The sequence below is a fragment of the Pseudomonas sp. O39 genome, from assembly GCF_045447295.1.
Classification (GTDB): Bacteria; Pseudomonadota; Gammaproteobacteria; order Pseudomonadales; family Pseudomonadaceae; genus Aquipseudomonas; species Aquipseudomonas antarctica_A.
The window spans coordinates 14,492-40,095 of the sequence record NZ_JBJGXV010000012.1 but is presented as its reverse complement, the minus strand read 5'-3'; the positions used below and the strand labels follow the sequence as shown (position 1 = coordinate 40,095).

Sequence of the window (25,604 nt, the reverse complement as noted above, 5' to 3'; positions counted from 1 at the left end):
GATTGATCAGCGGATGTTGAGCAGGGTCTTCAGCGGGGTTTGCGCGCCATTGATCGAGGAATTGCTGTATTCGAACCAGCCGGGCGCTTCGACATTCACGTCGAATACATAGATGTAGCCCATCACCGTGCCCGCACCATTACAGGTCTGGCTGATATTGCCCACCTGGCATACCGGCGTGCGTTGCCCGTTCAATTCTGCACCATCGAAACGGCCCATCGGGCTTTTGCCCAGGCCGACTTCCATCACTGAAACCTTGGTGGGCCCACGGTGCGTGCACATCTGTGTGCTGCTCGCCCGCTCCGGGATCGTTTCAGCGCAACCGGCAGACTCGACCTTGAACACCCGCACCTCGCTCAAGGCCGGTGCAGTCGCGCCCCAAGCCGGTGCCACCAGCCCAAGGCCGATAACGGCGAACAGAGCTAGACTGCTGGCGTTGGCTTTTTTCATGCTGTTGACGACCCTGTATTAAACGTCGGCGCAGTATGCCTCAAGCCCATGGACCATCAAAACCAAGCCCATACGCCATTGGCCTTCGGCTGCTGGTATGATGCGCCGCTTTTTCCGATCCTCTCTGAAACCACACGCGCTTGGCGCAGTTTGTGCTTTGACTTAGAGGTCAACAAATAACGACGCAAAATAGCGTCACAGGGAGCCGGCATGCTGGAAAAGCTGTTTCAACTCAAAGCACACAACACCAACGTGCGCACCGAGATTCTCGCGGGTATCACCACCTTTTTGGCCATGGCCTACATCCTGTTCGTGAACCCGAGCATCCTCGGCGAAACCGGCATGGACAAGGGCGCGGTGTTTGTCGCAACCTGCCTGGCCGCAGCCATCGGTTCGACCGTGATGGGCCTGATCGCCAACTACCCGATCGCACTGGCGCCGGGCATGGGCCTCAATGCCTTCTTTACCTACACCGTGGTCCTGCACATGGGCCACACCTGGCAAGTGGCGCTGGGCGCGGTATTCATTTCGGCGGTGTTGTTCTTCCTGCTGTCGATCTTCCGCATCCGTGAGTGGATCATCAACAGCATCCCGCTGCCCCTGCGCTCGGCGATTGCAGCCGGTATCGGCCTGTTCCTGGCGCTGATCGCCCTGCACAACGCCGGCATCGTCGTCAGCAACCCGGCTACCATGGTGGGCCTGGGCGACCTGAAACAACCGGCACCGATCCTCGCCACCCTCGGTTTCGCGCTGATCGTGGCGCTGGAAGCCCTGGCCGTGCGCGGCGCTGTACTGATCGGCATCCTCGCGGTGACTATTGTGTCCATCGCCATGGGTTTCACCCCGTTCGGCGGCGTGACGTCGATGCCACCGTCCCTGGCCCCCACCTTCCTGCAGCTGGATATCAAAGGCGCACTGGATATCGGCTTGGTCAGCGTGATTTTCGCTTTCCTGTTCGTGGACCTGTTCGACAACTCCGGCACCCTGATCGGCGTTGCCAAGCGCGCCGGCCTGATGGGCAAAGACGGCCACATGCCGAAAATGGGCCGTGCGCTGATCGCCGACAGCACCGCGGCCATGGCCGGTTCGCTGCTGGGCACCTCGACCACCACCAGCTACATCGAATCCGCTGCGGGCGTGAGTGCCGGTGGCCGCACCGGCCTGACCGCCGTCGTGGTCGCGATCCTGTTCCTGCTGGCGCTGTTCTTCTCGCCATTGGCTGCCAGCGTTCCAGCCTTCGCGACCGCGCCGGCGCTGCTGTTCGTGGCCGTGCTGATGACCTCGGGCCTGGCCGAAATCGACTGGGATGACATTACTGTTGCAGCGCCGGTGGTGATCACCGCCCTGGCGATGCCCTTCACTTACTCCATCGCCAACGGCATTGCCTTCGGTTTCATCGCCTGGACCGCCATCAAGCTGCTTTCGGGCCGCTACCGTGAGCTGAACCCGGCACTGGTGATCCTGTCGATTCTGTTTGTGATCAAGCTGGGCTGGTTCAACGCATGACTTTTGACGCCACAAGCTACACCGCTCAACTGCAAGACAAGGTCACGCGCCTGCGTGACCTGCTGGCACCCTTCGATGCGCCCGAGCCGCAGGTCTTCGATTCGCCGTTGCAGAACTTCCGCCTGCGGGCGGAGTTCCGCCTGTGGCGCGAAGGCGGTGAACGCCACTACGCGATGTTTTCCCAGGACGACAAACGCACGCCGATCCTGATCGAAGAATTCCCCATCGCCAGCCAACGCATCAACCTGTTGATGCCGCAACTCAAGGCTGCCTGGCAGGCCAGCGCCGCCCTGAGCCACAAGCTGTTCCAGGTGGAGTTCCTCACCACCTTGGCCGGCGACGCGATGATCACCCTGTGTTATCACCGCCCGCTGGACGAGCATTGGCACACGGCTGCGAACAAGCTCGCTGCCGACTTGAATGTCAGCATCATCGGCCGCTCCAAGGGCAAGCGCGATGTTATCGGCCACGACTACGTGGTTGAAAAGCTCGAAGTCGGCGGCCGCACATTCAGCTATCGCCAACCCGAAGGTGCGTTTACCCAGCCCAACGGCACGGTGAACCAGAAGATGCTCAACTGGGCTTACGACGCCTTGGGTGATCGCCCGGATGATTTGTTGGAGCTGTATTGCGGCAATGGCAACTTCACGCTGCCTTTGGCTACCCGCGTACGAAAAGTGCTGGCCACCGAAATCAGCAAAACCTCGGTAAACGCGGCCCTGAGCAACCTCGATGAAAACGCGGTGGATAACGTCACCCTGGTGCGCCTCTCCGCCGAAGAACTCACCGAAGCACTTAACGAAGTGCGTCCGTTCCGCCGCCTGCACGGCATCGACCTGAAAAGCTACGAATTCGGAAGTGTCTTCGTCGACCCGCCGCGTGCGGGCATGGACCCGGACACCTGCGAACTGACCCGACGCTTCGACAACATCCTGTACATCTCCTGCAACCCGGAGACCCTGGCTGCGAACATCGCGCAATTGCACGACACGCACCGGATTACCCAGTGTGCGATGTTTGACCAGTTCCCGTGGACGCACCATATGGAATCCGGCGTGTTGTTGACCCGACGTTAAACACGCTCACGTGTCCTTTCGTGGCCGGCCGCCCTTCTTGCCATTGGCTCGGGCGGCTGCGGACTTCGCGGCACTGCTTTTACGCCCGTTACGCGACGCCACCATGCTTGCAGCCAGGTCCATCAAGGGCTGGCTCGTAGCAATCAGGCCACTGATGGAGACGTGCAGGTCACGGGCTTCACAGCACAGCGCCTTGCCACCAAACCCGACCTCCAGTTGCTGAAAGTCCTGCGCAGAAAACCCTTCGAACTCCGCGAGCCCGGCCACCGGCAGCACGATACGGCTGCCATCGCCGAAGCCGATGGAGATGCAGTCGTCTTCGTAACGCACATCACTGGCATTGGCGTACAAGCGCTTCAGCTTGCGCCCACGCACGATGGCCTTGTCGATATCAGCCTCAGTGATCGGTACATCAGGCAAGATTTTGGCTTTTACGATTTTTTTCATAAATCAATCTCCACACAACCTGGCGCCCTCACCAGATTCAAAATGGTTCTCTGCCCAACAACATCGTGTCGGGCATTGGCGATCACATAAACACCACGCCGAATGACTAACCCTGGCACTAACTCATCAGCGTCCCAGTCCCAGGAATGGTTCTCCAGGCAGACCGTTTGCAGCTTTTGCCACCAGATCCTTCGTGCCCGCGCCAAATAATGCGGTTGCATGAGGGCCTGGCGAATACCTTCCAGAATCGCGCCCGCTGGCCGGCATCGTTCGGGGTTCACATCCCACAACGCCACGCCTCCATCCAGAAAGCTGAAACGAAAGCGCGCATCCCATGCCTCTCCCCTGACATGTACGTGAGGCGGGCAATGCTCGTCCCTGAGAAAAACCGCAATTACATATCCTTTGTAAGCCCCTACTTTCATCGTAACCCATCCGTTAGGTTATTTTCTGTCAGGAAACACTTTTCCTCCTGCAGCCCGATAGCCGGCTGCGTGATCAGGGAGGTTTTTCACAGGTTAGTCGCGAAGGAGGAAGCGTCGAATACCGTCTTGTAACCGCGCATGGCGAGGTCTTGAAATCCTCTTTTACTGATTAACAGTTCGATAATCGAACACATCCGCTGCCACTAATTGACCAAATTAACCATCCGGTACATTTTATCCCCACAACCAATAATAACTGTGGAGATCCTCCCCTATGCCGCCCATCGTGCTGGTGCTCAACGGCCCCAACCTCAACCTGCTCGGTACCCGCGAGCCCGCTACCTACGGCCATGAAACCCTGGCCGACGTGGCTGCGCTGTGTGGCCGCAGCGCCGAAAAACTCGGGCTGAAAATCGAATTCCGCCAGACCAACCACGAAGGCGAATTACTTGACTGGATCCACGGTGCCCGCGCCCGCTGCGCCGGGATCGTGATCAATCCGGCGGCCTGGACCCACACCTCGGTGGCGATTCGCGACGCACTGGTCGCCAGTGAAGTGCCAGTGATCGAAGTGCATTTATCCAATGTGCATGCGCGCGAGGCGTTTCGGCATCACTCTTTTGTCTCACCCATCGCCAAGGCGGTACTCGCCGGGTTTGGCAGCCACGGCTATCACCTGGCCCTGGAACACTTCAGCCACACCTTGAAGGGATGATCCCGATGAAACCGCGCATCCTCGCCGGCCTGATCGGCTCGGGCATCCAGGCCTCCCGCACCCCCGCCTTGCATGAGCAGGAAGGTGACGCCCAAGGCTTGCGATATTTGTACCGCCTGATCGATCTGGAACCACTGCAACTGAGCATCAGCGCCCTGCCCGACCTGCTGAACGCGGCCGAGGTGATGCAGTTCACCGGGTTGAACATTACCTACCCGTGCAAGCAGGCGATCCTGCCGCTGCTCGATGAATTGTCCGACGAGGCCCGGGGCATTGGGGCGGTTAACACGGTGGTATTCAAGGCAGGTAAACGCATCGGCCACAACACCGATTGCCTGGGGTTCGCCGAAGGTTTTCGCAGGAACTTGAATGACGTTGCCCGCCACCGTGTCGTCCAGATGGGTGCCGGCGGTGCCGGTGCAGCGGTGGCTCATGCGCTGCTGGCCGAAGGCGTGGAGCACTTGAGCATTTTCGACGTGGACGCCAGCCGTGCCCGAGACCTTGTGGATAACCTTGCGCAGCGTTTCGGGGCCAGTCGCGCCCAGGTCGGCAACCACCTGGAAAGCGCCATGGCCGAGGCGGATGGTTTGGTCAACACCACGCCGATGGGCATGGCCAAGCTGCCCGGCACGCCGGTGCCGCCTGCCCTGTTACGGGCTGAGTTGTGGGTCGCGGAAATCGTGTATTTCCCACTGGAAACCGAGCTGCTACGCAGCGCCCGCGCCTTGGGCTGCCGCACGCTGGATGGCGGCAACATGGCGGTGTTTCAGGCGGTGAAGGCATTTGAGTTGTTCAGTGGCGAAGCGCCGGATGCGCAAAGGATGTTGGCGCATTTTCAGAGCATGAACACCTCGCAGTAGAAACCCAATTCAACTGTGGGAGCGGGCTTGCTCGCGAAAGCGGTGTATCAGTCGCCGGAGGTATGGACTGATACTGCGCATTCGCGAGCAAGCCCGCTCCACATCCGGTTCTGCGGTGTCCTCAAGCCTGCAGGTAACGCATCACCGATTCACAAATCATCTCGCGATGCCGCTGTTTGACGAGCTCATCCGACAGCTCGATCTGAAAGATCTCACTGAACGTATGGCGATTGGACACCCGGTAAAAGCTGAATGAGTTGATCAGCAAGTGCACGTCCAACGGATTCAATCCTTGGCGAAATACGCCCATCTCAGCACCCCGCCGCAACGTAGCCCCCAACCCTTCGAGGATGTTGCTGTTCATTGCCTTGATCGAATCCGAGCGCTTTACGTACTCGGCGTTGTTGATATTTTCGATGCTGACAATGCGCACGAAGTCCACGTTCTGGTCGTGGTGGTCAAAGGTGAACTCCACCAGCCTGCGAATCGCTTCGCGCGGTTCCAGGGCCGTGAGGTTCATGCGGGTTTCCGTGTTGCGAATATCGCCGTAGAGCTTTTCCAGCACCTCGACGTACAACTGCTCCTTGCTGCCGAAGTAGTAATAGATCATGCGTTTTGAGGTGTGGATACGCTCAGCAATCGCATCCACGCGAGCGCCGGACAGGCCCTGTTGAACAAACTCGACGATGGCTTCCTGCAGGATATTTTCGCGGGTCTTTTCCGGATTGTTCTTACGACTCTTGCGCGGTGCGTCTGACACCGCAGGGAGATCGGGACTCGAGGTCATGGTGCGCTCACGGCCATTGTTATGCAGGCCATGATTATGGGCCGCGGCGCCCTCTGAAGGAAGCACCTGTCAGCCGTTACAACCGAGCCTGGCGTGCCGCGCCGCTGCGGGACTTGGCCATCGCTGCCAGGCGCACCGCCACGTTGGCCGCGCCATAACCGGCGTAGCCATTTTTGCGTTGGATGATCTCAAAGAAAAACCGCCCTTCGAACGGCTCGGTGTAGACATGAAACAACTCACCGCCCTGGGCGTCACGGTCGTACAACACGTTGTAGTACGCCAGTTCGCTAAGGAACTCGTCGTCGAAATCAAACCGCGCCGCCAGGTCGTCGTAGTAGTTGAGCGGGATATCCAGCAACGGCACGCCCGCCTCTTTGGCGCGGCTCACCTCGGCGAAAATGTCCGCACAGTCGAAGGCAATGTGATGCACACCCGAGCCGCGATAACTCGACAGCGCGTGGGAAATCGCGGTGTTGCGGTTCTCGGAAATATTCAACGGCAAGCGAATCGAACTGCAGCGGCTGCGTAACGCGCGGCTTTTTACCAAACCGTAGGGGTCGGGGAGCACCACTTCGTCATCGGCTTCAAAGTCCAGCAGGCTCTTGTAGAACAGCACCCAGCTGTCGAGGCTGTCGGCCGGCAGCGCCATGGCCATATGGTCGATACGCAACAGGCCCCCACTTGAGGCGGTGGTCGGTTGCAGGTTGAAGTCGGTGTCGTAAAGCCCGCCTTCACTCGGGTCTACCAGGTAAATCAGGCTGCCGTCCGGCGCACGTACGGCCGCCAATTCAAGCTCGTTGGGGCCGACCAGTCCGCGATAGGGCTGGCCCTTGTAGGCCACCGCCCGCTCCAACGCTTTAGCGCTGTCCTTGACCCGAATCGCCGTGGCGCATAAAGAAGGCCCATGGGCTTCGAAGAAGTTATGGGCGAAGGAATAGGGTTCACAGTTGAGAATCAGGTTGATATCACCCTGGCGCAACAGGCTCACACTCTTGGAACGGTGCTGCCCGGCCTTGACGAACCCCAGGCGTTCCAGCCAGTGGGTCAGCTTGGCGCCGAGGCTTTCATCCACGGCGAACTCGAGGAATTCGATGCCGTCGTATTCGCTGGCGGCCGGGGTTTCAAACAAAATATCCACCGGCGCAGCCGGTTGTTCCTGTGCCAGGCGCTGACGGGTTTTCTCTTCCAGGTACAGCAGCGAACGCAAGCCATCCGCCGCGTTCGCTCGGGTCGGCGCCGCGCGAAAACCATCATTGAAAATTTCCAGGGACAACGGCCCGGTGTAACCCGTCTTGATAATCGGCGCCAGGAACCCTGCCAAATCAAATTCGCCCTGCCCTGGGAAACAGCGGAAATGTCGACTCCACTCCAGCACATCCATGGCCAGGATCGGTGCGTCGGCCATTTGCACAAAAAAGATCTTGTCGCCGGGGATCTCGGCGATGGCGCTTGGGTCGCCCTTCAGCGACAGCGTGTGGAAGCTGTCGAGCAACACGCCGAGGCTTGGGTGATCGACCTGACGCACCAGGTTCCACACCTGCTGCCAGGTGTTCACGTGCTTGCCCCAGGCCAGTGCTTCATAACCAATACGCAGGCCACGGCGGCCGGCGTGCTCCGCCAAAAGGCCAAGGTCATCCAGTAGAATGCGTTCATCGCCCACGCAATCGGCCGAGGCATTGCTGCACACCAGCACCAGGTCGGTGCCCAGCTCCTGCATCAAATCGAACTTGCGCTCGGCGCGCTCCAGGTTGCGTGCCAGGCGATCACGGCGGCAGCCTTCAAAGTCGCGAAACGGCTGGAACAACGTGATGGCGATGCCGAGGTCGGCACACATTTGTTTAACTTCCCGCGGGCTGCCGTCGTAATACAACAGGTCGTTCTCGAAGATCTCAACCCCATCAAACCCGGCGGCGGCAATGGCTTCGAGCTTTTCCGGCAGGGTACCGCTCAAGGAAACGGTGGCAATGGAACGTTGCATGGGGCGACTCCCGGCAGTTGTTATTTGCGGCAAATTATTCGCCCCTAGCCTACACGCAGCAATTAAAATGTACGAACCGGTTAGTTTTTCGTGCGATTACCGAACACTATGCCCGTTTGGCGAATTGACGGTTTTTTAACCGCTGCGCACCATCGACGACGCAACCTTCAAAGAAAAAAAGACCCAGAACACACCATAAAAATTTCAAAAAACGGGTACGACCTCATGCCTCTGCAAAACTCCGCCCTGGCCGCGCGCCCGGGCAACCCGCACGCCGGCATCGGCGACAAAATCCGTGGCGCACTGGCCGTGGGTAAAACTCGCTGGGGCATGCTGGCCCTGGTGTTCTTCGCCACCACCCTCAACTACATCGACCGCGCCGCCCTGGGCGTGATGCAACCGATCCTGGCCAAAGAGATGAGCTGGACGGCGATGGATTACGCCAACATCAACTTCTGGTTCCAGGTCGGCTACGCCATCGGCTTTGTGCTGCAGGGTCGCTTGATCGACCGTGTCGGTGTGAAGCGCGTGTTCTTCTGCGCAGTGCTGTTATGGAGCCTGGCAACCGGCGCCCACGGCCTGGCCACCTCGGCCGTCGGCTTTATGGTGTGCCGCTTTATCCTCGGGCTGACCGAAGCCGCCAACTACCCGGCTTGCGTCAAGACCACACGGTTGTGGTTCCCGGCCGGTGAGCGCGCGGTGGCCACCGGGATCTTCAACGCCGGCACCAACGTGGGCGCAATGATGACGCCTATGCTGCTGCCGCTTATCCTGCATGTATGGGGCTGGCAGGCAGCGTTCCTGTGCATGGCATCGCTGGGCGCAATCTGGCTGGTGTTCTGGGGTTTGAAGTACTACAACCCGGAAGACCATCCAACGGCCAAACAATCCGAATTGGACTACGTGCAACAGGAATCCGAACCGGAACAACCGAGTGTGCCTTTCAGCCGCATCCTGCGTATGCGCGGCACTTGGGCCTTCGCCCTCGCCTATGCGATGACCGCCCCGGTGTTCTGGTTCTACCTGTATTGGCTGCCGCCGTTCTTGAACCAGCAATACAACCTGGGCATCAACGTGACCCAGATGGGTATCCCGCTGATCATCATTTACCTGACAGCCGACTTCGGCAGCGTGGGTGGGGGGATTCTGTCGTCATTCCTGATCGGCCGTGGGATGAATGCGATCAAGGCGCGGCTGTTGTCGATGTTGCTGTTTGCCTGCTGCATCGTCGGCGTGATCATGGCGGCCGGCTCCAGCCAGTTGTGGGTCGCGGTGTTTGCGATCTCCCTGGCCATCGGCGCGCACCAGGCCTGGACCGCCAACATCTGGAGCCTGGTGATGGACTACACGCCCAAGCACATGATGAGCACAGTGTTTGGTTTCGGCGGTATGTGCGCAGCCATCGGCGGCATGTTCATGACCCAGATCGTCGGCCATATCCTTACGGTGACGAACAACAACTACACCGTGCTGTTCACCCTGATCCCGGCGATGTACTTCATCGCGCTGACCTGGATGTACTTCATGGCGCCGCGCAAGATTCCTACTGTCGACGTTTGACTCACCGACGCCGCTGCTGCCAGGCAGCGGCCAACCCACTCATGCAGATCACCCCGATGCCGACCACCGTGGTCAAGTCGGGGGTATGGTTGAACACCAGCCAGCCCAACAACCCCGCAAACACGATCTGGCAATAGCCGAACGGCGCCAGCAAGGCCGGCGCCGCGAAGCGGAAGGCCTGGGTCAACATCAAGTGCGCCGTCATCCCGCAGCTGCCCAGCGCCAGCATCAACACACCGTGCCACAGCGTAGGGAGCTGCCAGAAGAACGGCACCAGCGCGCTCATCACTAAGGTATTGCACAGGCCAGCGAAGAAATTGCTGGTGGTCGGGGTGTCGTATTTGCTCAAGATGCGTGTGAGCAGTTGGTAGAAACAGAAGAACAGCGCCGAACACAGGGGCAGCAACACCGCCGGTGTGAACAACTCGCCGCCCGGGTGGATGATGATCAGCACGCCGATAAACCCGCAGATCACCGCCAGCCATTGGCCACGCGTCACACGTTCACCGAGCAACGGTACCGACAGCGCCGTCACCAGGATAGGCGCCAGGAAGTTCACCGCCGTGGCTTCCGCCAACGGGATGTAATGCAGCGCCGCGGTAAAGAACAGGCTCGTGCCCAACAGGCACAAGGCCCGCACCACCTGCATCCCCGGGCGCTTGCTGCGCAGCACACGCAAGCCCGATTGCGGCAGGAAGATCCCGGCCATCAGCAAGGTGTGCACCAGGTAACGCGCCCACACCACCATCACAATCGGATAGAACCCGGCCAGGTACTTGGACAAGGCGTCGTGGCTGGAAAACAGAAACGTCGCCACCACAATCAGCAGGATGCCTTTGAAAGGATGGTTGACGCCGGAAAGGGGTGTGCTGACAGTCATTTAATTCTCTTGCATGGCGGGCTGAACGCTGAGCACTGAACGCGGTAGCACTCAACCCGGTAATCTAGCAGCCGGGCCGAAGTCTGCCCCAAGAGCATAACCAAACACCGTGCGAACAGCGCACTAAATCACGGGATTTGAGTCCAACGCTGCACGTTAGCCCGCGCGTTGCACACTTTTTAACCAAGGCCTTGCCGCTATGAAAAAGACACTCTTTGTTCTTTCTGCCCTTGCCCTGCTCACCGCCTGTAACAAGGAACCCAAGGAAGCCCCGAAACCTGCGCCCGCCTCCGTGCAAGCCACGCTGGTACCGGCGACCCCGCCCACCGATAAATGGGTCGGCACGTGGATGGGCGTCGAAGGCCTGAACCTGAGCATCGCCAAGGACGACAGCATCGGCCGTGGCCACTACCTTCTCACCATGAAGTACGGCCTCGACGCCGACGACTCAGGCACCTTCAAGGGTGAAGCCAACGAAGAAGGCATCACGTTCACTCGCCCGGACGGCCCGCAACTGCTGCGCGCCGGCGACGGTGAAGCCACCGGCCTGAAATGGCTGGCGGATAAAAAAGACTGCCTGGTGGTCGATACCGGCGAAGGTTATTGCCGCGACTGACCCGGTTTTGCTGACACAACTTTCATCTGGCGCCCGTGCCGACACCGACTGACAGCAGCGATACTACGCAGCTCTCGTTACTTGTCGGACAGCCGGGCTGGCGCCATTCATACGCACCAACAACACTGTTCTGAAAAAAGTGTTCCACAGGTTTATCGAGAGGATTGCCCCATGCTATGGAAAAAAGGCCGACGCAGCGACAACGTGGTGGATGCCCGCGATGACAGTGGAGGCGGTGGTGGCGGCATGCGTTTTGGTGGCGGCAAGGGCCTGAGCCTTACGGCGATTGTGCTGATTGTCGGCATCGGCTGGCTGACCGGCCAGGACCCGATGCAGATCCTCGGCCAATTGACCGGCCAGATGGAACAAGCGCCCTCGGTGAGCACCCAATCGCAACAGGCTCCGCCGGCCAATGATCAGCAGGCTGACTTCGTCCGAGCGATTCTGGGGGACACGGAAGACACCTGGGGCCAGGTGTTCCAGGAAAATGGGTTGGCCTACAAGAACCCGAAACTGATTCTGTTCCGTGGCCGGGTGAATTCCGCCTGCGGTGGCGCCACCTCGGCCAGCGGCCCGTTCTATTGCCCGGCCGACCAGCAAGTGTATCTGGACCTGGATTTCTTCCGGGAAATGTCACAACGCTTCAAGGCCTCCGGCGAGTTCGCCCAGGCCTACGTGATCGCCCACGAAGTCGGGCACCACGTGCAAACGCTGCTGGGCATCTCGGCCAAGATCCAGGCCGCGCGCCAACAGGGCCGGCAGATGCAAGGCGATGGCGGCCTGTTGGTACGCCAGGAGTTACAAGCCGACTGTTTCGCCGGCGTGTGGGCCAACCGCGCGCAAAAACGCCTGAACTGGCTGGAGCCCGGCGATATTGAAGCGGCACTGAATGCGGCCAACGCCATCGGCGACGACCGTTTGCAGCAACAGGGTCAAGGGCGCGTCGTGCCAGACTCGTTTACCCACGGCACCTCGGCACAGCGCGTTCGCTGGTTTAAAACCGGCTTCGCCCAGGGCCAGATCTCTCAATGCGACACTTTTACAGCGAAGAGTCTTTAAATGAATAAACGATTGGGATTGCTGTTCGGCGTGTTAATCACGTGTTCCTCCTTCACCTGGGCCGCCGAGAAAGACCACGGCGTCAAGGTGGTCAGCCCCGATCGTTTTCACTTGGATGCGGGCGATCTCAGTCTCGGCTTGAGCCAGGACTGGGGCAAGCCGCTGCCTCAGGTAACCCGCGCACTGATCATCGTGCACGGTCGCCTGCGTAACGCGCAGACCTACCTGAAAAGTGGCGAAGATGCCGCTGAACACGCAGGGCTGGCCGCCAGCACACTGGTGATCGCGCCGCAGTTTCTGAATGAGTCGGATGTAAAACGCAACCACCTGGACCACCAAGTGCTGCGCTGGAACGGCAATGACTGGATGGCCGGCGCGCCGTCGACCGGCCCGGGCCAGGTCAGCTCCTACGGCGCACTTGACCAGATCATCAAGCACCTGGGCAACCGCAAGCTGTTCCCGGCGCTGAAAGAAATCGTCGTCGCCGGCCACTCCGGCGGTGGCCAAGTGATACAGCGTTTTGCGCTCACCGGGCACGACCACCCGCTGCTGCGAACCGAAGGTATCAGCCTGCGTTATGTGGTGGCCAACCCATCGTCCTACGCCTACTTCAGCCCGCAGCGTCCGGTAAAGTTTGATGCGGCCAGCTGCCCGGGCTTCAACGACTGGAAGTACGGCATGCAAAACCTGCCGGACTACGCCAAGGGCCAGAGTGCGCAGCAGCTTGAGCAGGCTTACGTGTCACGCGACATTACCTACCTGCTGGGCCAGCAGGACACCGACCCGAACCACCCGGCGCTGGATAAAAGCTGCGAAGCCGAAACCCAGGGCGCGTATCGGCTGATTCGTGGGCATAACTACTTTGATTACCTCAAAGCGCGTCATCCGCAGCTGAGTCACAAACTGGTGGAAGTACCGGGAGTCGGGCACGACGGGGACAAGATGTTTACCTCGCCGGAGGGCGAGAAGGTGTTGTTTGCGAAGTAACTGACACGACCGGCTTAAAAATGTGGGAAAGGGCTTTTTGTGGGAGCTGGCTTGCCCGCGATGCGCACACCTCGGTCTGTCAGCCATACCGAGGTGATCCTATCGCGGGCAAGCCCGACTCCCACACAAGCCCCCTCCCGCATTTGATGTGTGATGCCAGGTTTAGATCATCTGGCGCAGGGCGGCGCAATCCTCAGCATGCCAATCTGCCAACTCCGGCCACGGGTTTTCCGGCACGTTCACCAACACCGTCCTGGTCCCGGCCGCCCGGCCGCAGTCCAGGTCAAAGCGGTAATCCCCGACCATCACCATCTCGCTCGGCGCCACCTCCCAAGCCGTCGCCAGTTTCAGCAAACCACCCGGATTCGGCTTGGGCGGCGCATCTTCACGACCGAGCACATCCTCGACAGCAAAGCAGTCCGCCAGACCAATCGCTTCCAGCGTGATATGCGCCAACTCCCGCGCATTGCGGGTCAGGATGCCCAGGCGATAGCCCCGCCCGGCCAATTCACGCACCAGTTCCACTGCGCCGTCTGCGGCAACCGAGCCAACGGCCAGCGCCCGCTCATGCTCCAGCAACCATGCATGCTTGGCCGCCGCCACCTCTGCCGGCAACGCCGCGAGGTGGGTGAGAATGTCATCCTCGGGCGGAATCTCCAGAGCCACGCGAATGGCCGCAAAATCATGCACGGCCACCGTGAGGGTGCCGTCCATATCAAAGACCCAGTGCTTAACGTCCGCCAGGCTCATGCCCAATCCTTGCGATGGCGAATCAAGCCTTCCTGGGTGACCGAAGCCACCAGTTGTCCGGCGCGGTTGTACACGCTGCCCCGCGAGAAACCACGCGAGTTGCCGGCCCACGGGCTGTCCATCGCGTACAGCAACCAGTCATCGGCGCGCAGGTCAGCGTGGAACCACAGCGCATGGTCGAGGCTGGCGACTTGCATGTCTTTTTGCCACACCGTCTTGCCGTGGGGCAGCAGCGAAGTGGTCAGCAGACCGAAGTCCGACGCATAGGCCAACAGGTATTTATGCAGCGCCGGCGAGTCGGCCAAGGCACCGTCGGCCCGGAACCACACGTACTTGACCGGGTCGGACGGTTGCGGGTTGAACGGGTCTTTCTCGGTGACCGGGCGCACTTCGATGGGCTTGGGGCACAGCAACTTTTCGCGCATGTGCTCAGGGATCAGGTGCGCGCGCTGTTTGGTCAGCTCCAGTTCCGACGGCAGGTTCTCCGGGCCAACGACCACCGGCATGGTGGTCTGGTGCTCGAAGCCTTGTTCGTCGTACTGGAACGAAGTGGTGCAGGTAAAAATCGGGTTGCCCTTCTGGATCGCGGTGACGCGGCGGGTGCTGAAGCTACCGCCATCGCGCACACGGTCTACCGAATACACCACCGGCAATGCGGCGTCGCCGGGACGCAGGAAATAACCATGCAAGGAATGCACGTGCCGCGCTTCTTCTACGGTCTGGCTGGCAGCCGACAACGACTGGCCGAGCACCTGGCCGCCGAACAGTTGGCGAAAGCCCAGGTCCTGGCTGCGGCCGCGAAAGAGGTTTTCCTCGATCGGCTCCAGGGTCAGCAAGTCCACCAGATCTTCCAATACTTGGCTCATAGAGCAACTCCTACAACAATCGATAGGGCATTCCGGGCTGCTTATCCGTGCAGCGTGTCCAACCATTGGGCGCGGGTGATGCGGTACAAAACATGATGGCGCAGCGGGTCATCGGCTGCGACCTTGGGGTGTTCAAAATCTGCCTGGGGATCGTAATGCATACCGATGGCCTGCATGACTTTTTGTGATGGCAGATTGGTTTCGGTGGTGAAGGACAGGATTTCATCCAGTTGCAGCCGATCGAAACCACAGCGCAGTGCGGTCCAGGCTGCCTCGCTGGCGTAGCCCAGGCCCCAGTGCTCACGGGCCAGGCGCCAGCCGATCTCGACGGCCGGCACAAAGTCGGCTTCGAAATTGACATTTTGCAGCCCGGTGAGGCCGATAAACTCGCGCGTGTCCTTGCGCTGCAAGGCCCAAAAGCCAAAGCCGTATTCGGCAAAATGGCCGCGAATCCGCCCAATCAGCGCGGCGCTTTCCAGATGGCTCAGCTTGGCCGGGAAATAACGCATCACCTGCGAGTCGGCGCACATGCGCGCAAATTCCGGCAGGTCGCTGTCGCGCCATTGGCGCAGCACCAGACGTGCGCTTTCCAACTCGAGTATCGGCTCCATGGGTCCCCTCCCTTGCCATGTGCGTGAGTGTACAGCGCTGGTAAGATCCTTCGCAGGTTCCCGTCAGAAAATCCCATGCCATTGCCACTGATCTACCACGACGACTACAGCCCCGAGTTCCCAGCGGACCACCGGTTCCCTATGGATAAGTTTCGCCTGTTGCGCGACCACCTGGTGGACAGCGGCCTGACCGAGGACAGCCAACTGCTGCGACCGGAGCTGTGCCCGACAGAGATTCTGGCCCTCGCCCATGAACCTGGGTATATCGAACGCTACATGAGCGGCGAGTTGTCCCGCGAAGACCAACGCCGCCTTGGCCTGCCCTGGAACGAAGCCCTGGCCCGACGCACTGTGCGCGCGGTCGGCGGCTCGATACTGGCCGCCGAACAGGCGCTGGAACACGGCCTGGCCTGCCACCTGGCGGGTGGCACTCATCACGCCCATTACGATTACCCGGCCGGCTTTTGCATCTTCAACGACCTCGCGGTGATCAGCCATTACCTGCTGGCCAGCGGGCGGGTCAACCGCATACTGATCTTCGACTGTGACGTGCACCAGGGCGACGGCACCGCACGCATCCTTCACGACACGCCGGATGCAATCACCGTGTCGCTGCACTGCGAAAAAAACTTCCCCGCCCGCAAGGCCCAGAGCGACTGGGACATCCCGCTGCCCATGGGCATGGGCGATGCCGACTACCTCAAAACCGTGGACGACGCGCTCAACTACCTGCTGCCGCTCTACCAGCCGGACCTGGTGCTCTACGACGCCGGTGTCGATGTGCATAAAGATGACGCACTCGGTTACCTCAAGCTGACAGACGCAGGCGTCGCCGCGCGTGATGAAAGCGTGATGCGCCACTGCCTGGGCCGCGACATCCCGGTCATGGGCGTGATCGGTGGTGGCTACAGCAAGGACCGCCCTGCCCTGGCCCGCCGCCACGGCATCCTGCATCACAGTGCACAGCGGGTGTGGACGTCATCCGGTTGTCATTGAAGTGTGGGCGTTACCCACAATGCCTGTGGAACGGCCTGTGGATAACTTGAGCGTAAGGGCCTGAAAGCGAGTAACCGCATGGCTTGTAGGAAAGTGTACGTTTTTTGATCAGGCAGTGATGCCGGCGTCGGGTAGAATGCTCGGCCTATTCCGCGACCGTAGCCTTGCCCATGCCTCAGACACCGTCTCAACACGTCACTATCATCGGCGGCGGCCCTGCCGGGCTGATGGCCGCTGAAGTCTTGAGCCAGGCGGGCGTGCAGGTTGACCTGTATGACGGCATGCCGTCGGTGGGGCGCAAGTTCCTGCTGGCGGGCGTGGGCGGCATGAACATCACCCACTCCGAGGCGTACCCGGCGTTCCTGTCGCGCTATGCCGAACGCGCGCCGCAGATGGCGCCGTTGCTGCGAGGGTTTGGTGCCGAGGCGTTGTGCGAATGGATTCATGGCCTGGGCATTCAAACCTTTGTCGGCACCTCCGGCCGCGTTTTTCCTACTGACATGAAGGCGGCGCCGCTGCTGCGCGCCTGGCTCAAGCGCCTGCGCGACCAAGGCGTGGTTATCCACACCCGCCATCGTTGGCTGGGCTGGACGGCCGACGGTGGTTTACTTATCCACAGCCCGGAGGGTGAGAAAACTGTCCACAGCGATGCAGTGTTGCTGGCCTTGGGCGGTGGCAGCTGGTCGCGCCTGGGCTCCGATGGCGCCTGGCTCAAATTGCTGGAAGACAAAGGCGTGCCCTACGCGCCTCTGCAACCGAGCAATTGCGGCTTCGAGGTGTCAGCCTGGAGCGAATTGATGGTCAGCAAATTCGCCGGCGCGCCGTTGAAAAACGTCGCCATCGGCCTAGGGGATGACAAGCCTCGGCTGGGGGAATGTGTGGTCACGGCCATGGGTATCGAGGGCAGTTTGATCTATGCGCTGTCGGCACCGATTCGTGAAGCGATCAACCGCACGGGCTCAGCCACCGTGCATATCGATCTGCTGCCAAGCAAGCCGTTGGACAAAGTCCAGGCTGCCTTGGCCAAACCGCGTGGTTCGCGCTCGATGAGCAAGCATTTGCACAGCCAGTTGGGGTTGGATGGGGTCAAAGCGGCGCTGTTGCGTGAGTTGGCACCGGCGGAGCATTTCAATGATCCGGCGCAATTGGGAGTGGATATCAAAGCATTGCCGCTGACCTTGATAAAAACCCCGCCGATGGATGAAGCAATCAGCACGGCCGGTGGCGTGCCATTCGAGGCGTTGGATGAGCGGCTGATGCTCAAGCAATTGCCCGGGGTGTTTTGTGCGGGGGAGATGCTGGATTGGGAAGCGCCGACCGGCGGCTACCTACTGACAGGATGCTTTGCCAGCGGGCGAGCGGCTGGGCGAGGGATGTTGGAGTGGCTTAAGCACTGAGGTCTGTAGCGAACTCAAAGCCGCCTTCGCGAGCAAGCTCCCACACTTGGAATGCATTTCAAATGTGGGAGCGGGCTTGCTCGCGAAGAGGCCCTCAATAACGCCTCAAATCTTATTTTTTCTTACGCGGCCCAGTATTAAACACCGGCACCTTACGCACCGGCTTGATCGACGGCTCAGCCGGCGCTGCATCCCCACTGTCCACCCACTTACCCAAATTGCGCTTACCGCCGCCGCCGCCCGACGCCTTAGGCTTCTTGGGTTTCTTCGGCTTCTTCACCACTTGCCCACTGGCATCGGTATCCGGTACGCGGTGCTCAGGCTCGAAATCCGCCTCCATCTTGCGGGTCAGTGTCTGACGCGTCAGCATCTCGATGGCTGACAGCATGTTCACTTCATCGGCGCACACCAGGGAAATTGCCTCACCGGTGTTGCCCGCGCGGCCGGTACGGCCGATACGGTGGATGTAGTCCTCGGCCACGATCGGCAGGTCAAAGTTGACCACCAGTGGCAAGTCTTCGATATCCAGGCCACGGGCCGCCACGTCGGTGGCCACCAGAATCTGCACGTCGCTGGATTTGAAACGGTCCAGTGCGCGCTGGCGGGTGGCTTGGGGTTTGTCGCCGTGGATGCCGTCGGCATTGATGCCCAGGCCTTGCAACTTATCCACCAGCGCATCCACGCCATTACGGGTCTTGGCGAACACCAGCACCTGCTTCCAGCGGCCTTTGCGCATCAGGTGCACAAACAGCTCTGCCTTGCGCTTCTTGTCCACCGGCACCACCCATTGCTTCACGGTGTTGGCGGCGACGTTGCGCGGGCTGACTTCGACGGTCAGCGGGTCATTGAGCATCTGCCCGGCCAGCAGGCGGATCTCATCGGAGAAGGTCGCGGAGAACAGCAACGTCTGGCGCTTTTTCGGCAGCATGCGGTAGATGTTCGCCAGCTCTTCGGAGAAGCCCAGGTCGAGCATGCGGTCGGCTTCATCCAGCACCAGGGTTTGCAGCTGGTTGAGTTTCAGCGCGTTCTGGCGGAACAGGTCGATCAGGCGGCCAGGCGTGGCCACCAGAATGTCGACGCCCTTGCGCAGCTTCATCATCTGCGGGTTGATGCTCACGCCGCCGTACACCGCATAGGTGGTCAGCGGCAGGTGTTGGGCGTACTCGGCGACACTGGCGTGAACCTGCTCGGCCAGCTCGCGGGTCGGGCACAGGATCAGCGCGCGCGCCGAGTTGGCGGCGACTTTCGGCCCTTCCATGGTCAGCAATTGCAGGAGCGGCAGGGCGAAACCGGCGGTCTTGCCGGTGCCGGTCTGGGCCGCGGCCATCAGGTCTCGACCGGCCAGCACCGCCGGAATGGCTTGCGCCTGCACCGGCGTCGGGGTCTGGTAGCCAAGCGTCTCAAGGGCGCGCAGCAAGGGTTCGATCAGGCCAAGGGTGGCGAAAGTCATGTGTTTACCGTAGGAAAAATTCAGCGCATAGGCGTATGCGCGGCAGTTTACCTTATTTCCGGCTTGGGCTTTCGCCACTGGGGCAGGCTGATCAACAGCACGGCGCTGATGATCACCAACATCGCCAAGGCTTCTTCCATGCCGATGGTCTCGCCGACGAACACAATGCCCAACAACACCGCGACGGCCGGGTTCACATAGGCATAGCTGGTCGCCGCCGCCGGGCGCACGTGCTTGAGCAGGTACATATAGGCATTGAAGGCGATGATCGAGCCGAACACGGCCAGGTACGCCAAGGCCAGCCAGCCCTCAACCGGCGGGATGGAATGCAGTCGCTCACCGGTCAGTGCACTGCCCACCAGCAACAACACACCCGCAATCATCATCTCGGCCGCGCTGGCCATGGCGCCCGGCGGCAGCGGCAAATGCCGGCTCCATACCGAACCGAAGGCCCAGGAGGCGGCGGCAAACAGTAGCAACATGGCACCCGTCGGGCTCGATTGCAGGTTGGAGCCCATGTTAAGCATCGCGATGCCGATAATCCCCAGCACCACCCCGGCCCACTCCAGACGTGTATTGCGCGCGCCCCAGAAATACCCGCACAACAAGGTGAACAACGGCACCGTCGCCACCGCCAGCGCGGCCACACCGGAGGCCACCCCCGTGTGCTCGGCCACCGTCACCGCGCCATTACCAAAGGTCAGCAGCAAAATGCCGATCTTGGCGGCGGCCTTCCACTGCACCCACGTCGGCGCAGGCGCCCCGCGCCAACGCAAATAACCATACATCGCCAACCCCGCCACCAAAAATCGAATCCCGCCCAGCATCAGCGGCGGCCAATATTCCACGCCGATTCGAATCACCAGGTAGGTAGAACCCCAGATCACATACAACGCAAAAAAGGCGGCGATCAACGGTAAGGGAAAGCGACGTGGGCCAGGCATTGGGTAGCTCTGCGGCAGGAAATTGGAGGCTTATTCTAGAAAGGCAGCACGCTAAACATAAGTTACAAAACCTGTTTAAAGCGCCCATACACTTTTCAAAGCATGGTTATGAAGGCTATAACCCGTGGATTCGAAAGCCACGCATGACCGGAGCCTTATCATGGACAAATACGACCGCATGCTCCTCAGCGCCCTGCTTAAAGACGGACGCGCTTCCTACGCCGAACTGGCCCGCACGGTAAACCTCTCCGCGCCGGCCGTGGCCGAGCGCGTGGCCAAGCTGGAAGCCAGCGGCGTGATCACCGGGTATCAGGCCAAGGTGGACCTGTCCAAAATCGGCTTGCCGATCCAGTGCACGATCGAACTGCGCTTGACCAACAACGGCAGCCAGAAAGTGTACGACGCACTGGCTGAAATCCCTGAACTGACCGAATGCCACCGAGTGACGGGCGACCCGTGCGTGATCATGCAGGCGGCGGTGGGGTCGATGCCGGAGCTGGAGAACCTGATCAACCGGGTGGCGAAGTTCGGGTTCAGCAAGACCTCGATTATTTTGTCCAGCGCGATAGAGCGGCGGGTGCCGTTGGGGCAGTTGGAGGCCAATGGGAAAAATGGCGGCTGATACACCGCCATCGCGGCGATGCGGCGACCCGACAAGCCCGCTCCCACAGTAGATTGCATCCAGCCCTGGCGAGCTCGGTCAAATGTGGGAGCTGGCTTGCCTGCGATAGCGTCAGCGGCCTCACTGCAAAATTGAGCGCTGAACGATCAAGTCGACAATCTGCTTGATGCTCGTGATGTGATCCCAATCCTCCTGAGTCGCCTGCAGGTTGAATTGCCACTTGATCTGCATGACGAAGCAGGTCAAATCGTCATCGATGATCTTGAAGTCATGGATGAAATCCGTATTTTCCGTCACTTGGCTTCGGTCAATAAAACCAATGATATCGACGAACAGTTGGATCACTTTTTCTGTGATCTCGGCTCTGGTAGGGCTACCTTCCACTTCTCGCCTCATAGGCACACTTACCAATACTGATTAAGTCAAAAACGGCTAACCCCACAGCAACGAAGGGAATGCCCCGCCCAATAATGCCAAATACCCGGACGGTGCCAAACGTTGCTTTTGCCATCCTAGCCATTGTTGGTTGCCTGATCAGTGTACGAGGGAAAAAGCGCATTCCAATGAGGCTGGCCAGGTTCGTCGTTTTACTGGAGCCAACGTGGACCCAAGTTCCCACGGCGATTTTGCTGATCGGTATGCCCGCCGCGCCAGTAAGAGCCGTTGCCGCCGTCAAACCGTAGTGTTGCTGTGTACATTTCCAGAGGTCGTCAACAGTGGTGTCAGGCACAGTGGAGTCCGCCTGAATGGGCCTGAGTAACGTGTAACTGGCGCCATGAGTCCAACCTGGCGAATGAGGTAAAAGCATGACTGCCGGGCAGCTTGTCATTGTGTTTCCCAAATGAAACGCCATGCTGGAAGTTGAGCCGAAATCGATGCCATTTTGCGCGAGTTCAAATTGGCTTTGCATGATTGCGGTGTGTAGATCGCTTTCCTGCATGACGTAGTTCCTTTACGTAAATGACAGGCGGGATGTTAGGTCGCAGCAAAGGGCGATGGAGGGGCGGAGGGAAAAATCAGAAAGGTCCGACAGTGCAATAGGGACTCCCCTACTGACTATTCAGAAAGAGCGTAAAAGGCCCCACAAACAGCTGATGTTTTAGTGGCCAGCAAGACTGATCCCTTTTATTTGCGGGAGGTTTCCGAGCGCCATTTCACGCCTTGTTCCGGCTGAATTCGGCCGCTAGTCTTCACCACGTCATCGGCCCTTCGGTGACCGGAAGTGCAAGCCGAAATTGGCGGAAGGAGAGCGTCAAAAGTCCCGGAGATTCAACATGGTCAAAGCAACCTCCGCTTCAACTGATACCCAGACAAACTTCCTCAGCGAAGACGCCCTACTCAACCGCCGAGCCATCGACTACTACCTCAAAGCTTCCGCCCCGGACGCGCCCAACTTTTTGCTGAATGACAACCTGAGCTTCGAAGACGCCCTCGCCCATGCGGCCGACTTGCTGCATTGCGCGGTGGAGACGGCGCACGGTTCAGCAGAGGCGATGAATGCGCAGCAGCGGGCGGTGATGCATTTGGTGGGGATGGCGAAGGAGGTGGTGGGTCGGGCGTTGGAGTGTGTGCAGCCTCGATGAACACCGCATAACTCATGTGGGAGGGGGCTTGCTCCCGATTACAGTGTGTCAGCCACTGGATGATTGGCGGACACACCGCTATCGGGAGCAAGCCCCCTCCCACATTGGAAACGTTGGTGTTCTTGGGAGGGTGGCCGGTTTAGAACCCGCGATGCTTCTTCAGGTGTTCAGTGATCTTCGCCGCCGGCACTTTCTGCAAGGTGCACAGCAGGTCGTGGGACAGTTCGCGCAACCCATGCGTACCGCGCAACTGCTCGGCCAGGTGCGCCGTGAGGTTGGCCGCCATCTCCGCATCCGCCATCGCCCGGTGAGCCTTGCCGGTGTGGGGCAGTTGGGCGTAGCTGTTGAGGGTGCCGAGTTTGTGGTTCGGCGCCGCCGGCATCAGGCGACGGGCCAGCAGCAGGGAACAGGCGAATTTTTGCAGGCGGGTGCGGCGGATCAGGCCCAGTTCGAAGTCCCAGAACTTCTGGTCGAACGCGGCGTTGTGCGCCAGCAGTGGCGTGGTGCCGACGAACTCGTTGACTTCGTTCATCACCCGCTCGGCCGGAGGCGCGCTGCGCAACATGGCGTTGCTGATGCCGGTGAGTTGTTCGATAAAGCCCGGCACACGCACGCCGGCATTCATCAGGCTCTGGTAGCGGTCCACGATCTGGCCGCGCTCAAGGATGACCACCGCGATTTCCGTAGCCCGGCAGTGGCTGCTCGGGGTGATGCCGGTGGTTTCAAAGTCGATGACCGCTATACGTTCCAAACCTGTTCCAACTCCGTCTATCAATTTAGTGGGCCGCCGCGCTTATTTGAGCAGCAGCGCGCCTTCGATCGGCACGTAGCGGCTGGCGGCGCGTATCAGCGAGTTGGCCGTCAGGCCCGGCACGCCGTAGGCCACGGCTTCGACGCCATGCTTCTGGATGATGCGGTCGAGCAGCATGTCGAAATCACCGTCGCCGGAGGCTAGCACCACTTCGTCGACGTGGTCGGCGGCGTCCATGATGTCGAGGGTGATGCCCACGTCCCAGTCGCCTTTGGCCGAGCCGTCGGCGCGCTGGATGTACGGCTTGAGTTTTACCGTAAAGCCCAGGTTGCGCAGGATCTGCTGGAATTGCTGCTGCTTGCTGTCGCCACGGTCGATGGCGTACGCATACGCCTCGACGATCTGCCCGCGCGCGCTGATGTCAGCCCACAGGGCGGCGTAGTTGAAGTGGCAGCCATACGCCTGGCGCACGGTGTAATAGAGGTTTTGTACATCGGCGAACACCGCAATTTTCTTCACCGCACTTCCCCATGGCTGCCGCTTGGACCTCGAACGCGAAGGTCCGCAAAGGCGCCAGTATGCCAGCCATGGGAAAGTTTCAGCGAAAAATCAGCCCGGGGCGACGAAGCGCCCCGGTTGAGTGCGGGTCAGACGAAGGAGTCGTCGTCGCCAAAAGAGGAGGAATCGTCGGAGTAGTCGCTGTCAGCGAAGCTGTCGGAGGCGTTGTCACTGCCCCAGTTGTCATTGCCGGCAAACTTCTGGTCGTCGTTGCCCCAGTTGCTGTTGTCGCTGGCAGGCGCCGGCTCTTCGCGGATGATTTCTTCCACCACTTGCGGCTGTTGCGAGTTGTGGTTGAACAGGCTGCTGATGCCTTCGGCCAGCATTACGCCACCCGCCACACCGGCGGCGGTTTTCAGCGCGCCACCGAGGAAGCCACTGCCAATGGGCGCAGCAGGCGCTTGTTGCGGCTGTTGGTAGTTCTGCTGCGGCGCACCGTAGTTCTGCTGTTGCGGCGCGGGCTGGCCGAATGATGGCCGCGCCGGTTCACGCCAGCCGCCACCGGAAGACGTCGGGGCGCTTTGCGCAGGCTGGGCGTCACGGGAACTGCCGCCACCAAAAATGCTCGACAGGAAACCACCACTGCTCTGCGCAGGCTGCGCCGCTTGGGATTTGGCTTGTTGCAACTCGTCCTGCAATTGCTGGATCTGTTGCGCCTGTTGCTTGTTCTGCGCGTCGAGGCTTTTGATCGCGTGCTCTTGCACCAGGATCGACTGGGTCATGTAGTACCCGGCGGCCGGTTGGCGAGTCATGTGCTCCTTGATCCGCGCTTCGGCCAGGGCGTCGCGGGGGGCTGAGTCCGTTTCGGCTTGCTGCAACCGTGAAAACAGTCCATCGATCAGGGTTTGCTCTTCGCTGTTCATGGCGACCTCGTTAGATTGCCGGGAGAAATCATGGGCCTGCCCAGGGTCAGGCAAGCTACGTAACAGTTATGGGGCTGTTACTAGACGTTTCAATGGTCTTTACGAAAGGTTTACGTTTGCTTACCTCTCGTCATGATCGGTTAAAGTGTTGGCCTTGCTTTTAGGCCTGTGATGAACCTGATGAATCCGTTAGACGTATTGCGCGACTCTTTCCGTTTCACCCAACGCAACCTGGGCGCCATCGTCCAGCTGTGCCTGCCGCTGGTGATTCTCGAAGCCCTGCTGCAACAGGTGCTCGACCACACGCTGGGCCCGGATGCCTTCCCCGGCTACAGCGTGGTGGTGGGGTTGTTGGTGTACCCGCTGTACACAGGCGCCTTGATCCTGTTTCTGGACGCGCGCACCCGTGGCGAGTCGCCGAGTACTAAAGACGTGTGGGCCATGGCCCTGACCCTGTGGCCACGCTTCGCCCTGCTCACGGCCATCAGTACGCTGCTGATATTGCTGGGCCTGTCGTTGTATTTCCTGCCGGGCCTGTGGCTGATGGTGGTGCTGGCGTTTGCCGAGTACCTGCTGGTGCTGCGCGGCCTGTCGGCGCTGGAGGCGATGAAGGAAAGTTTTCGCCTGACTCGCGGGCATTTCTGGCGAATTCTGGTGTGCCTGCTGTGCGTGATGACGCCGCTGTGGCTGCTCAAGGGCGCCAGCGTGGCGGCGTATCCCCATCCCGCGCCGCTGCTGGGCGTGCTGATCGACAGCGCCCACAGCTTCCTGCAATTGTTTACCAGCGTGGTGCTGTTCCGTTTATTCATGCTGATCGGTGGCGACGCCGACGCGCGGTGATATGCTCCGTGCCACCTCTGAAACGCT

At 60.2% G+C, this 25,604-nt stretch carries 29 protein-coding genes; 13 read left to right on the top strand and 16 right to left on the bottom strand.

The annotated features are described in order from the left end of the window. Positions 1–6 precede the first annotated feature (6 nt). Positions 7–450, bottom strand: coding sequence for a DUF4879 domain-containing protein (locus tag ACI77D_RS16810; protein ID WP_064454232.1), 444 nt, complete (start codon positions 448–450; stop codon positions 7–9). 210 nt (positions 451–660) lie between these two features. Between ACI77D_RS16810 and ACI77D_RS16805 the strand changes: the two genes are divergently transcribed. Together ACI77D_RS16805 and trmA are read left to right on the top strand one after the other, a co-directional pair. Then, positions 661–1,956 (top strand): NCS2 family permease, encoded by a 1,296-nt coding sequence (locus ACI77D_RS16805; RefSeq protein WP_064454233.1) that lies wholly within the window; start codon positions 661–663, stop codon positions 1,954–1,956. Further along, positions 1,953–3,032, top strand: coding sequence for a tRNA (uridine(54)-C5)-methyltransferase TrmA (gene trmA / locus ACI77D_RS16800; protein ID WP_064454234.1), 1,080 nt, complete (start codon positions 1,953–1,955; stop codon positions 3,030–3,032). The genes ACI77D_RS16805 and trmA overlap by 4 nt, the downstream gene beginning before the upstream one ends. Positions 3,033–3,038: 6 nt before the next feature. On the opposite strand, the gene ACI77D_RS16795 is transcribed toward trmA, so the two are convergent. Together ACI77D_RS16795 and ACI77D_RS16790 are read right to left on the bottom strand one after the other, a co-directional pair. Continuing rightward, the gene (locus ACI77D_RS16795) at positions 3,039–3,479 is read right to left on the bottom strand and encodes a DUF2442 domain-containing protein (RefSeq protein ID WP_064454235.1); all 441 of its coding nucleotides are present in this window, start codon (positions 3,477–3,479) and stop codon (positions 3,039–3,041) included. After that, entirely contained in the window at positions 3,476–3,904 is a 429-nt protein-coding gene (locus ACI77D_RS16790; protein ID WP_064454236.1) for a hypothetical protein, read from the bottom strand. The genes ACI77D_RS16795 and ACI77D_RS16790 overlap by 4 nt, the downstream gene beginning before the upstream one ends. Before the next feature lie 274 nt (positions 3,905–4,178). On the opposite strand from ACI77D_RS16790, the gene aroQ reads away from it, so the two are divergent. Next, entirely contained in the window at positions 4,179–4,619 is a 441-nt protein-coding gene (gene aroQ, locus ACI77D_RS16785; protein ID WP_017253796.1) for a type II 3-dehydroquinate dehydratase, read from the top strand. A 5-nt stretch (positions 4,620–4,624) separates the two neighbouring features. Beyond that, positions 4,625–5,479: a shikimate dehydrogenase gene (locus ACI77D_RS16780; protein WP_064455014.1), complete on the top strand. Its 855-nt coding sequence runs from the start codon at positions 4,625–4,627 to the stop codon at positions 5,477–5,479. 121 nt (positions 5,480–5,600) lie between these two features. Here the strand turns inward: ACI77D_RS16780 and ACI77D_RS16775 are convergent, their stop codons facing one another. Next, positions 5,601–6,266 (bottom strand): TetR/AcrR family transcriptional regulator, encoded by a 666-nt coding sequence (locus ACI77D_RS16775; RefSeq protein WP_064454237.1) that lies wholly within the window; start codon positions 6,264–6,266, stop codon positions 5,601–5,603. A 76-nt stretch (positions 6,267–6,342) separates the two neighbouring features. Further along, a complete protein-coding gene (quiC, locus tag ACI77D_RS16770; RefSeq protein ID WP_262666319.1) occupies positions 6,343–8,244 on the bottom strand; it encodes a 3-dehydroshikimate dehydratase QuiC in 1,902 nt (633 codons plus the stop codon). Positions 8,245–8,469: 225 nt separating this feature from the next. Between quiC and ACI77D_RS16765 the strand changes: the two genes are divergently transcribed. Then, positions 8,470–9,804 carry an MFS transporter gene (locus ACI77D_RS16765; protein ID WP_064454239.1) on the top strand — a complete coding sequence of 445 codons (1,335 nt, stop codon included), beginning with the start codon at positions 8,470–8,472 and terminating at the stop codon, positions 9,802–9,804. Between the two features lies 1 nt (position 9,805). On the opposite strand, the gene ACI77D_RS16760 is transcribed toward ACI77D_RS16765, so the two are convergent. After that, entirely contained in the window at positions 9,806–10,684 is an 879-nt protein-coding gene (locus ACI77D_RS16760) for a DMT family transporter (RefSeq protein WP_407017086.1), read from the bottom strand. Between the two features lie 199 nt (positions 10,685–10,883). Between ACI77D_RS16760 and ACI77D_RS16755 the strand changes: the two genes are divergently transcribed. From ACI77D_RS16755 to ACI77D_RS16745, 3 genes are all read left to right on the top strand, one after another. Next, positions 10,884–11,300 carry a membrane lipoprotein lipid attachment site-containing protein gene (locus ACI77D_RS16755; RefSeq protein ID WP_064454241.1) on the top strand — a complete coding sequence of 139 codons (417 nt, stop codon included), beginning with the start codon at positions 10,884–10,886 and terminating at the stop codon, positions 11,298–11,300. Between the two features lie 171 nt (positions 11,301–11,471). Continuing rightward, on the top strand, positions 11,472–12,359 hold the full coding sequence (locus tag ACI77D_RS16750; RefSeq protein WP_064454242.1) for a neutral zinc metallopeptidase: 888 nt from the start codon (positions 11,472–11,474) through the stop codon (positions 12,357–12,359). Beyond that, positions 12,360–13,346, top strand: a complete 987-nt coding sequence (locus tag ACI77D_RS16745) for an alpha/beta hydrolase (RefSeq protein WP_407017085.1) — start codon at positions 12,360–12,362, stop codon at positions 13,344–13,346. A gap of 162 nt (positions 13,347–13,508) precedes the next feature. On the opposite strand, the gene ACI77D_RS16740 is transcribed toward ACI77D_RS16745, so the two are convergent. From ACI77D_RS16740 to ACI77D_RS16730, 3 genes are read right to left on the bottom strand one after another with little or no spacing between them, the layout of a single operon-like run. Next, the gene (locus ACI77D_RS16740) at positions 13,509–14,096 is read right to left on the bottom strand and encodes an HAD family hydrolase (protein ID WP_407017084.1); all 588 of its coding nucleotides are present in this window, start codon (positions 14,094–14,096) and stop codon (positions 13,509–13,511) included. After that, positions 14,093–14,962, bottom strand: coding sequence for an acyl-CoA thioesterase II (tesB, locus tag ACI77D_RS16735; protein WP_064454245.1), 870 nt, complete (start codon positions 14,960–14,962; stop codon positions 14,093–14,095). The genes ACI77D_RS16740 and tesB overlap by 4 nt, the downstream gene beginning before the upstream one ends. A 41-nt stretch (positions 14,963–15,003) precedes the next feature. Beyond that, entirely contained in the window at positions 15,004–15,573 is a 570-nt protein-coding gene (locus ACI77D_RS16730; protein ID WP_064454246.1) for a GNAT family N-acetyltransferase, read from the bottom strand. A gap of 75 nt (positions 15,574–15,648) precedes the next feature. Between ACI77D_RS16730 and ACI77D_RS16725 the strand changes: the two genes are divergently transcribed. Then, positions 15,649–16,569, top strand: a complete 921-nt coding sequence (locus tag ACI77D_RS16725) for a histone deacetylase (RefSeq protein WP_407017083.1) — start codon at positions 15,649–15,651, stop codon at positions 16,567–16,569. A 170-nt stretch (positions 16,570–16,739) separates the two neighbouring features. Continuing rightward, positions 16,740–17,966 (top strand): TIGR03862 family flavoprotein, encoded by a 1,227-nt coding sequence (locus ACI77D_RS16720; RefSeq protein ID WP_407017082.1) that lies wholly within the window; start codon positions 16,740–16,742, stop codon positions 17,964–17,966. A 112-nt stretch (positions 17,967–18,078) separates the two neighbouring features. Here the strand turns inward: ACI77D_RS16720 and ACI77D_RS16715 are convergent, their stop codons facing one another. After that, on the bottom strand, positions 18,079–19,416 hold the full coding sequence (locus ACI77D_RS16715) for a DEAD/DEAH box helicase (protein ID WP_262666323.1): 1,338 nt from the start codon (positions 19,414–19,416) through the stop codon (positions 18,079–18,081). Between the two features lie 47 nt (positions 19,417–19,463). Then, the gene (gene yedA / locus ACI77D_RS16710; RefSeq protein WP_221295690.1) at positions 19,464–20,360 is read right to left on the bottom strand and encodes a drug/metabolite exporter YedA; all 897 of its coding nucleotides are present in this window, start codon (positions 20,358–20,360) and stop codon (positions 19,464–19,466) included. Between the two features lie 160 nt (positions 20,361–20,520). Here yedA and ACI77D_RS16705 point away from each other — a divergent pair, with 160 nt between their 5' ends. Then, positions 20,521–20,982, top strand: coding sequence for an Lrp/AsnC family transcriptional regulator (locus ACI77D_RS16705; protein ID WP_053258144.1), 462 nt, complete (start codon positions 20,521–20,523; stop codon positions 20,980–20,982). Between the two features lie 120 nt (positions 20,983–21,102). On the opposite strand, the gene ACI77D_RS16700 is transcribed toward ACI77D_RS16705, so the two are convergent. Together ACI77D_RS16700 and ACI77D_RS16695 are read right to left on the bottom strand one after the other, a co-directional pair. After that, positions 21,103–21,366 (bottom strand): hypothetical protein, encoded by a 264-nt coding sequence (locus ACI77D_RS16700; RefSeq protein WP_064454251.1) that lies wholly within the window; start codon positions 21,364–21,366, stop codon positions 21,103–21,105. Continuing rightward, positions 21,356–21,922 carry a hypothetical protein gene (locus ACI77D_RS16695; protein WP_221295691.1) on the bottom strand — a complete coding sequence of 189 codons (567 nt, stop codon included), beginning with the start codon at positions 21,920–21,922 and terminating at the stop codon, positions 21,356–21,358. Before ACI77D_RS16695 ends, ACI77D_RS16700 begins: the two co-directional genes overlap by 11 nt. A 334-nt stretch (positions 21,923–22,256) precedes the next feature. Between ACI77D_RS16695 and ACI77D_RS16690 the strand changes: the two genes are divergently transcribed. Continuing rightward, entirely contained in the window at positions 22,257–22,565 is a 309-nt protein-coding gene (locus tag ACI77D_RS16690; RefSeq protein WP_407017081.1) for a DUF6124 family protein, read from the top strand. 139 nt (positions 22,566–22,704) lie between these two features. On the opposite strand, the gene ACI77D_RS16685 is transcribed toward ACI77D_RS16690, so the two are convergent. From ACI77D_RS16685 to ACI77D_RS16675, 3 genes are all read right to left on the bottom strand, one after another. Continuing rightward, positions 22,705–23,316 (bottom strand): PolC-type DNA polymerase III, encoded by a 612-nt coding sequence (locus ACI77D_RS16685; protein ID WP_064454253.1) that lies wholly within the window; start codon positions 23,314–23,316, stop codon positions 22,705–22,707. Positions 23,317–23,358: 42 nt separating this feature from the next. Then, the gene (locus tag ACI77D_RS16680) at positions 23,359–23,835 is read right to left on the bottom strand and encodes an NYN domain-containing protein (protein WP_053258147.1); all 477 of its coding nucleotides are present in this window, start codon (positions 23,833–23,835) and stop codon (positions 23,359–23,361) included. 128 nt (positions 23,836–23,963) lie between these two features. Further along, on the bottom strand, positions 23,964–24,737 hold the full coding sequence (locus tag ACI77D_RS16675) for a DUF2076 domain-containing protein (protein WP_407017080.1): 774 nt from the start codon (positions 24,735–24,737) through the stop codon (positions 23,964–23,966). A 180-nt stretch (positions 24,738–24,917) separates the two neighbouring features. Between ACI77D_RS16675 and ACI77D_RS16670 the strand changes: the two genes are divergently transcribed. Then, entirely contained in the window at positions 24,918–25,577 is a 660-nt protein-coding gene (locus ACI77D_RS16670; RefSeq protein ID WP_064455015.1) for a YciC family protein, read from the top strand. Positions 25,578–25,604 lie beyond the last annotated feature (27 nt).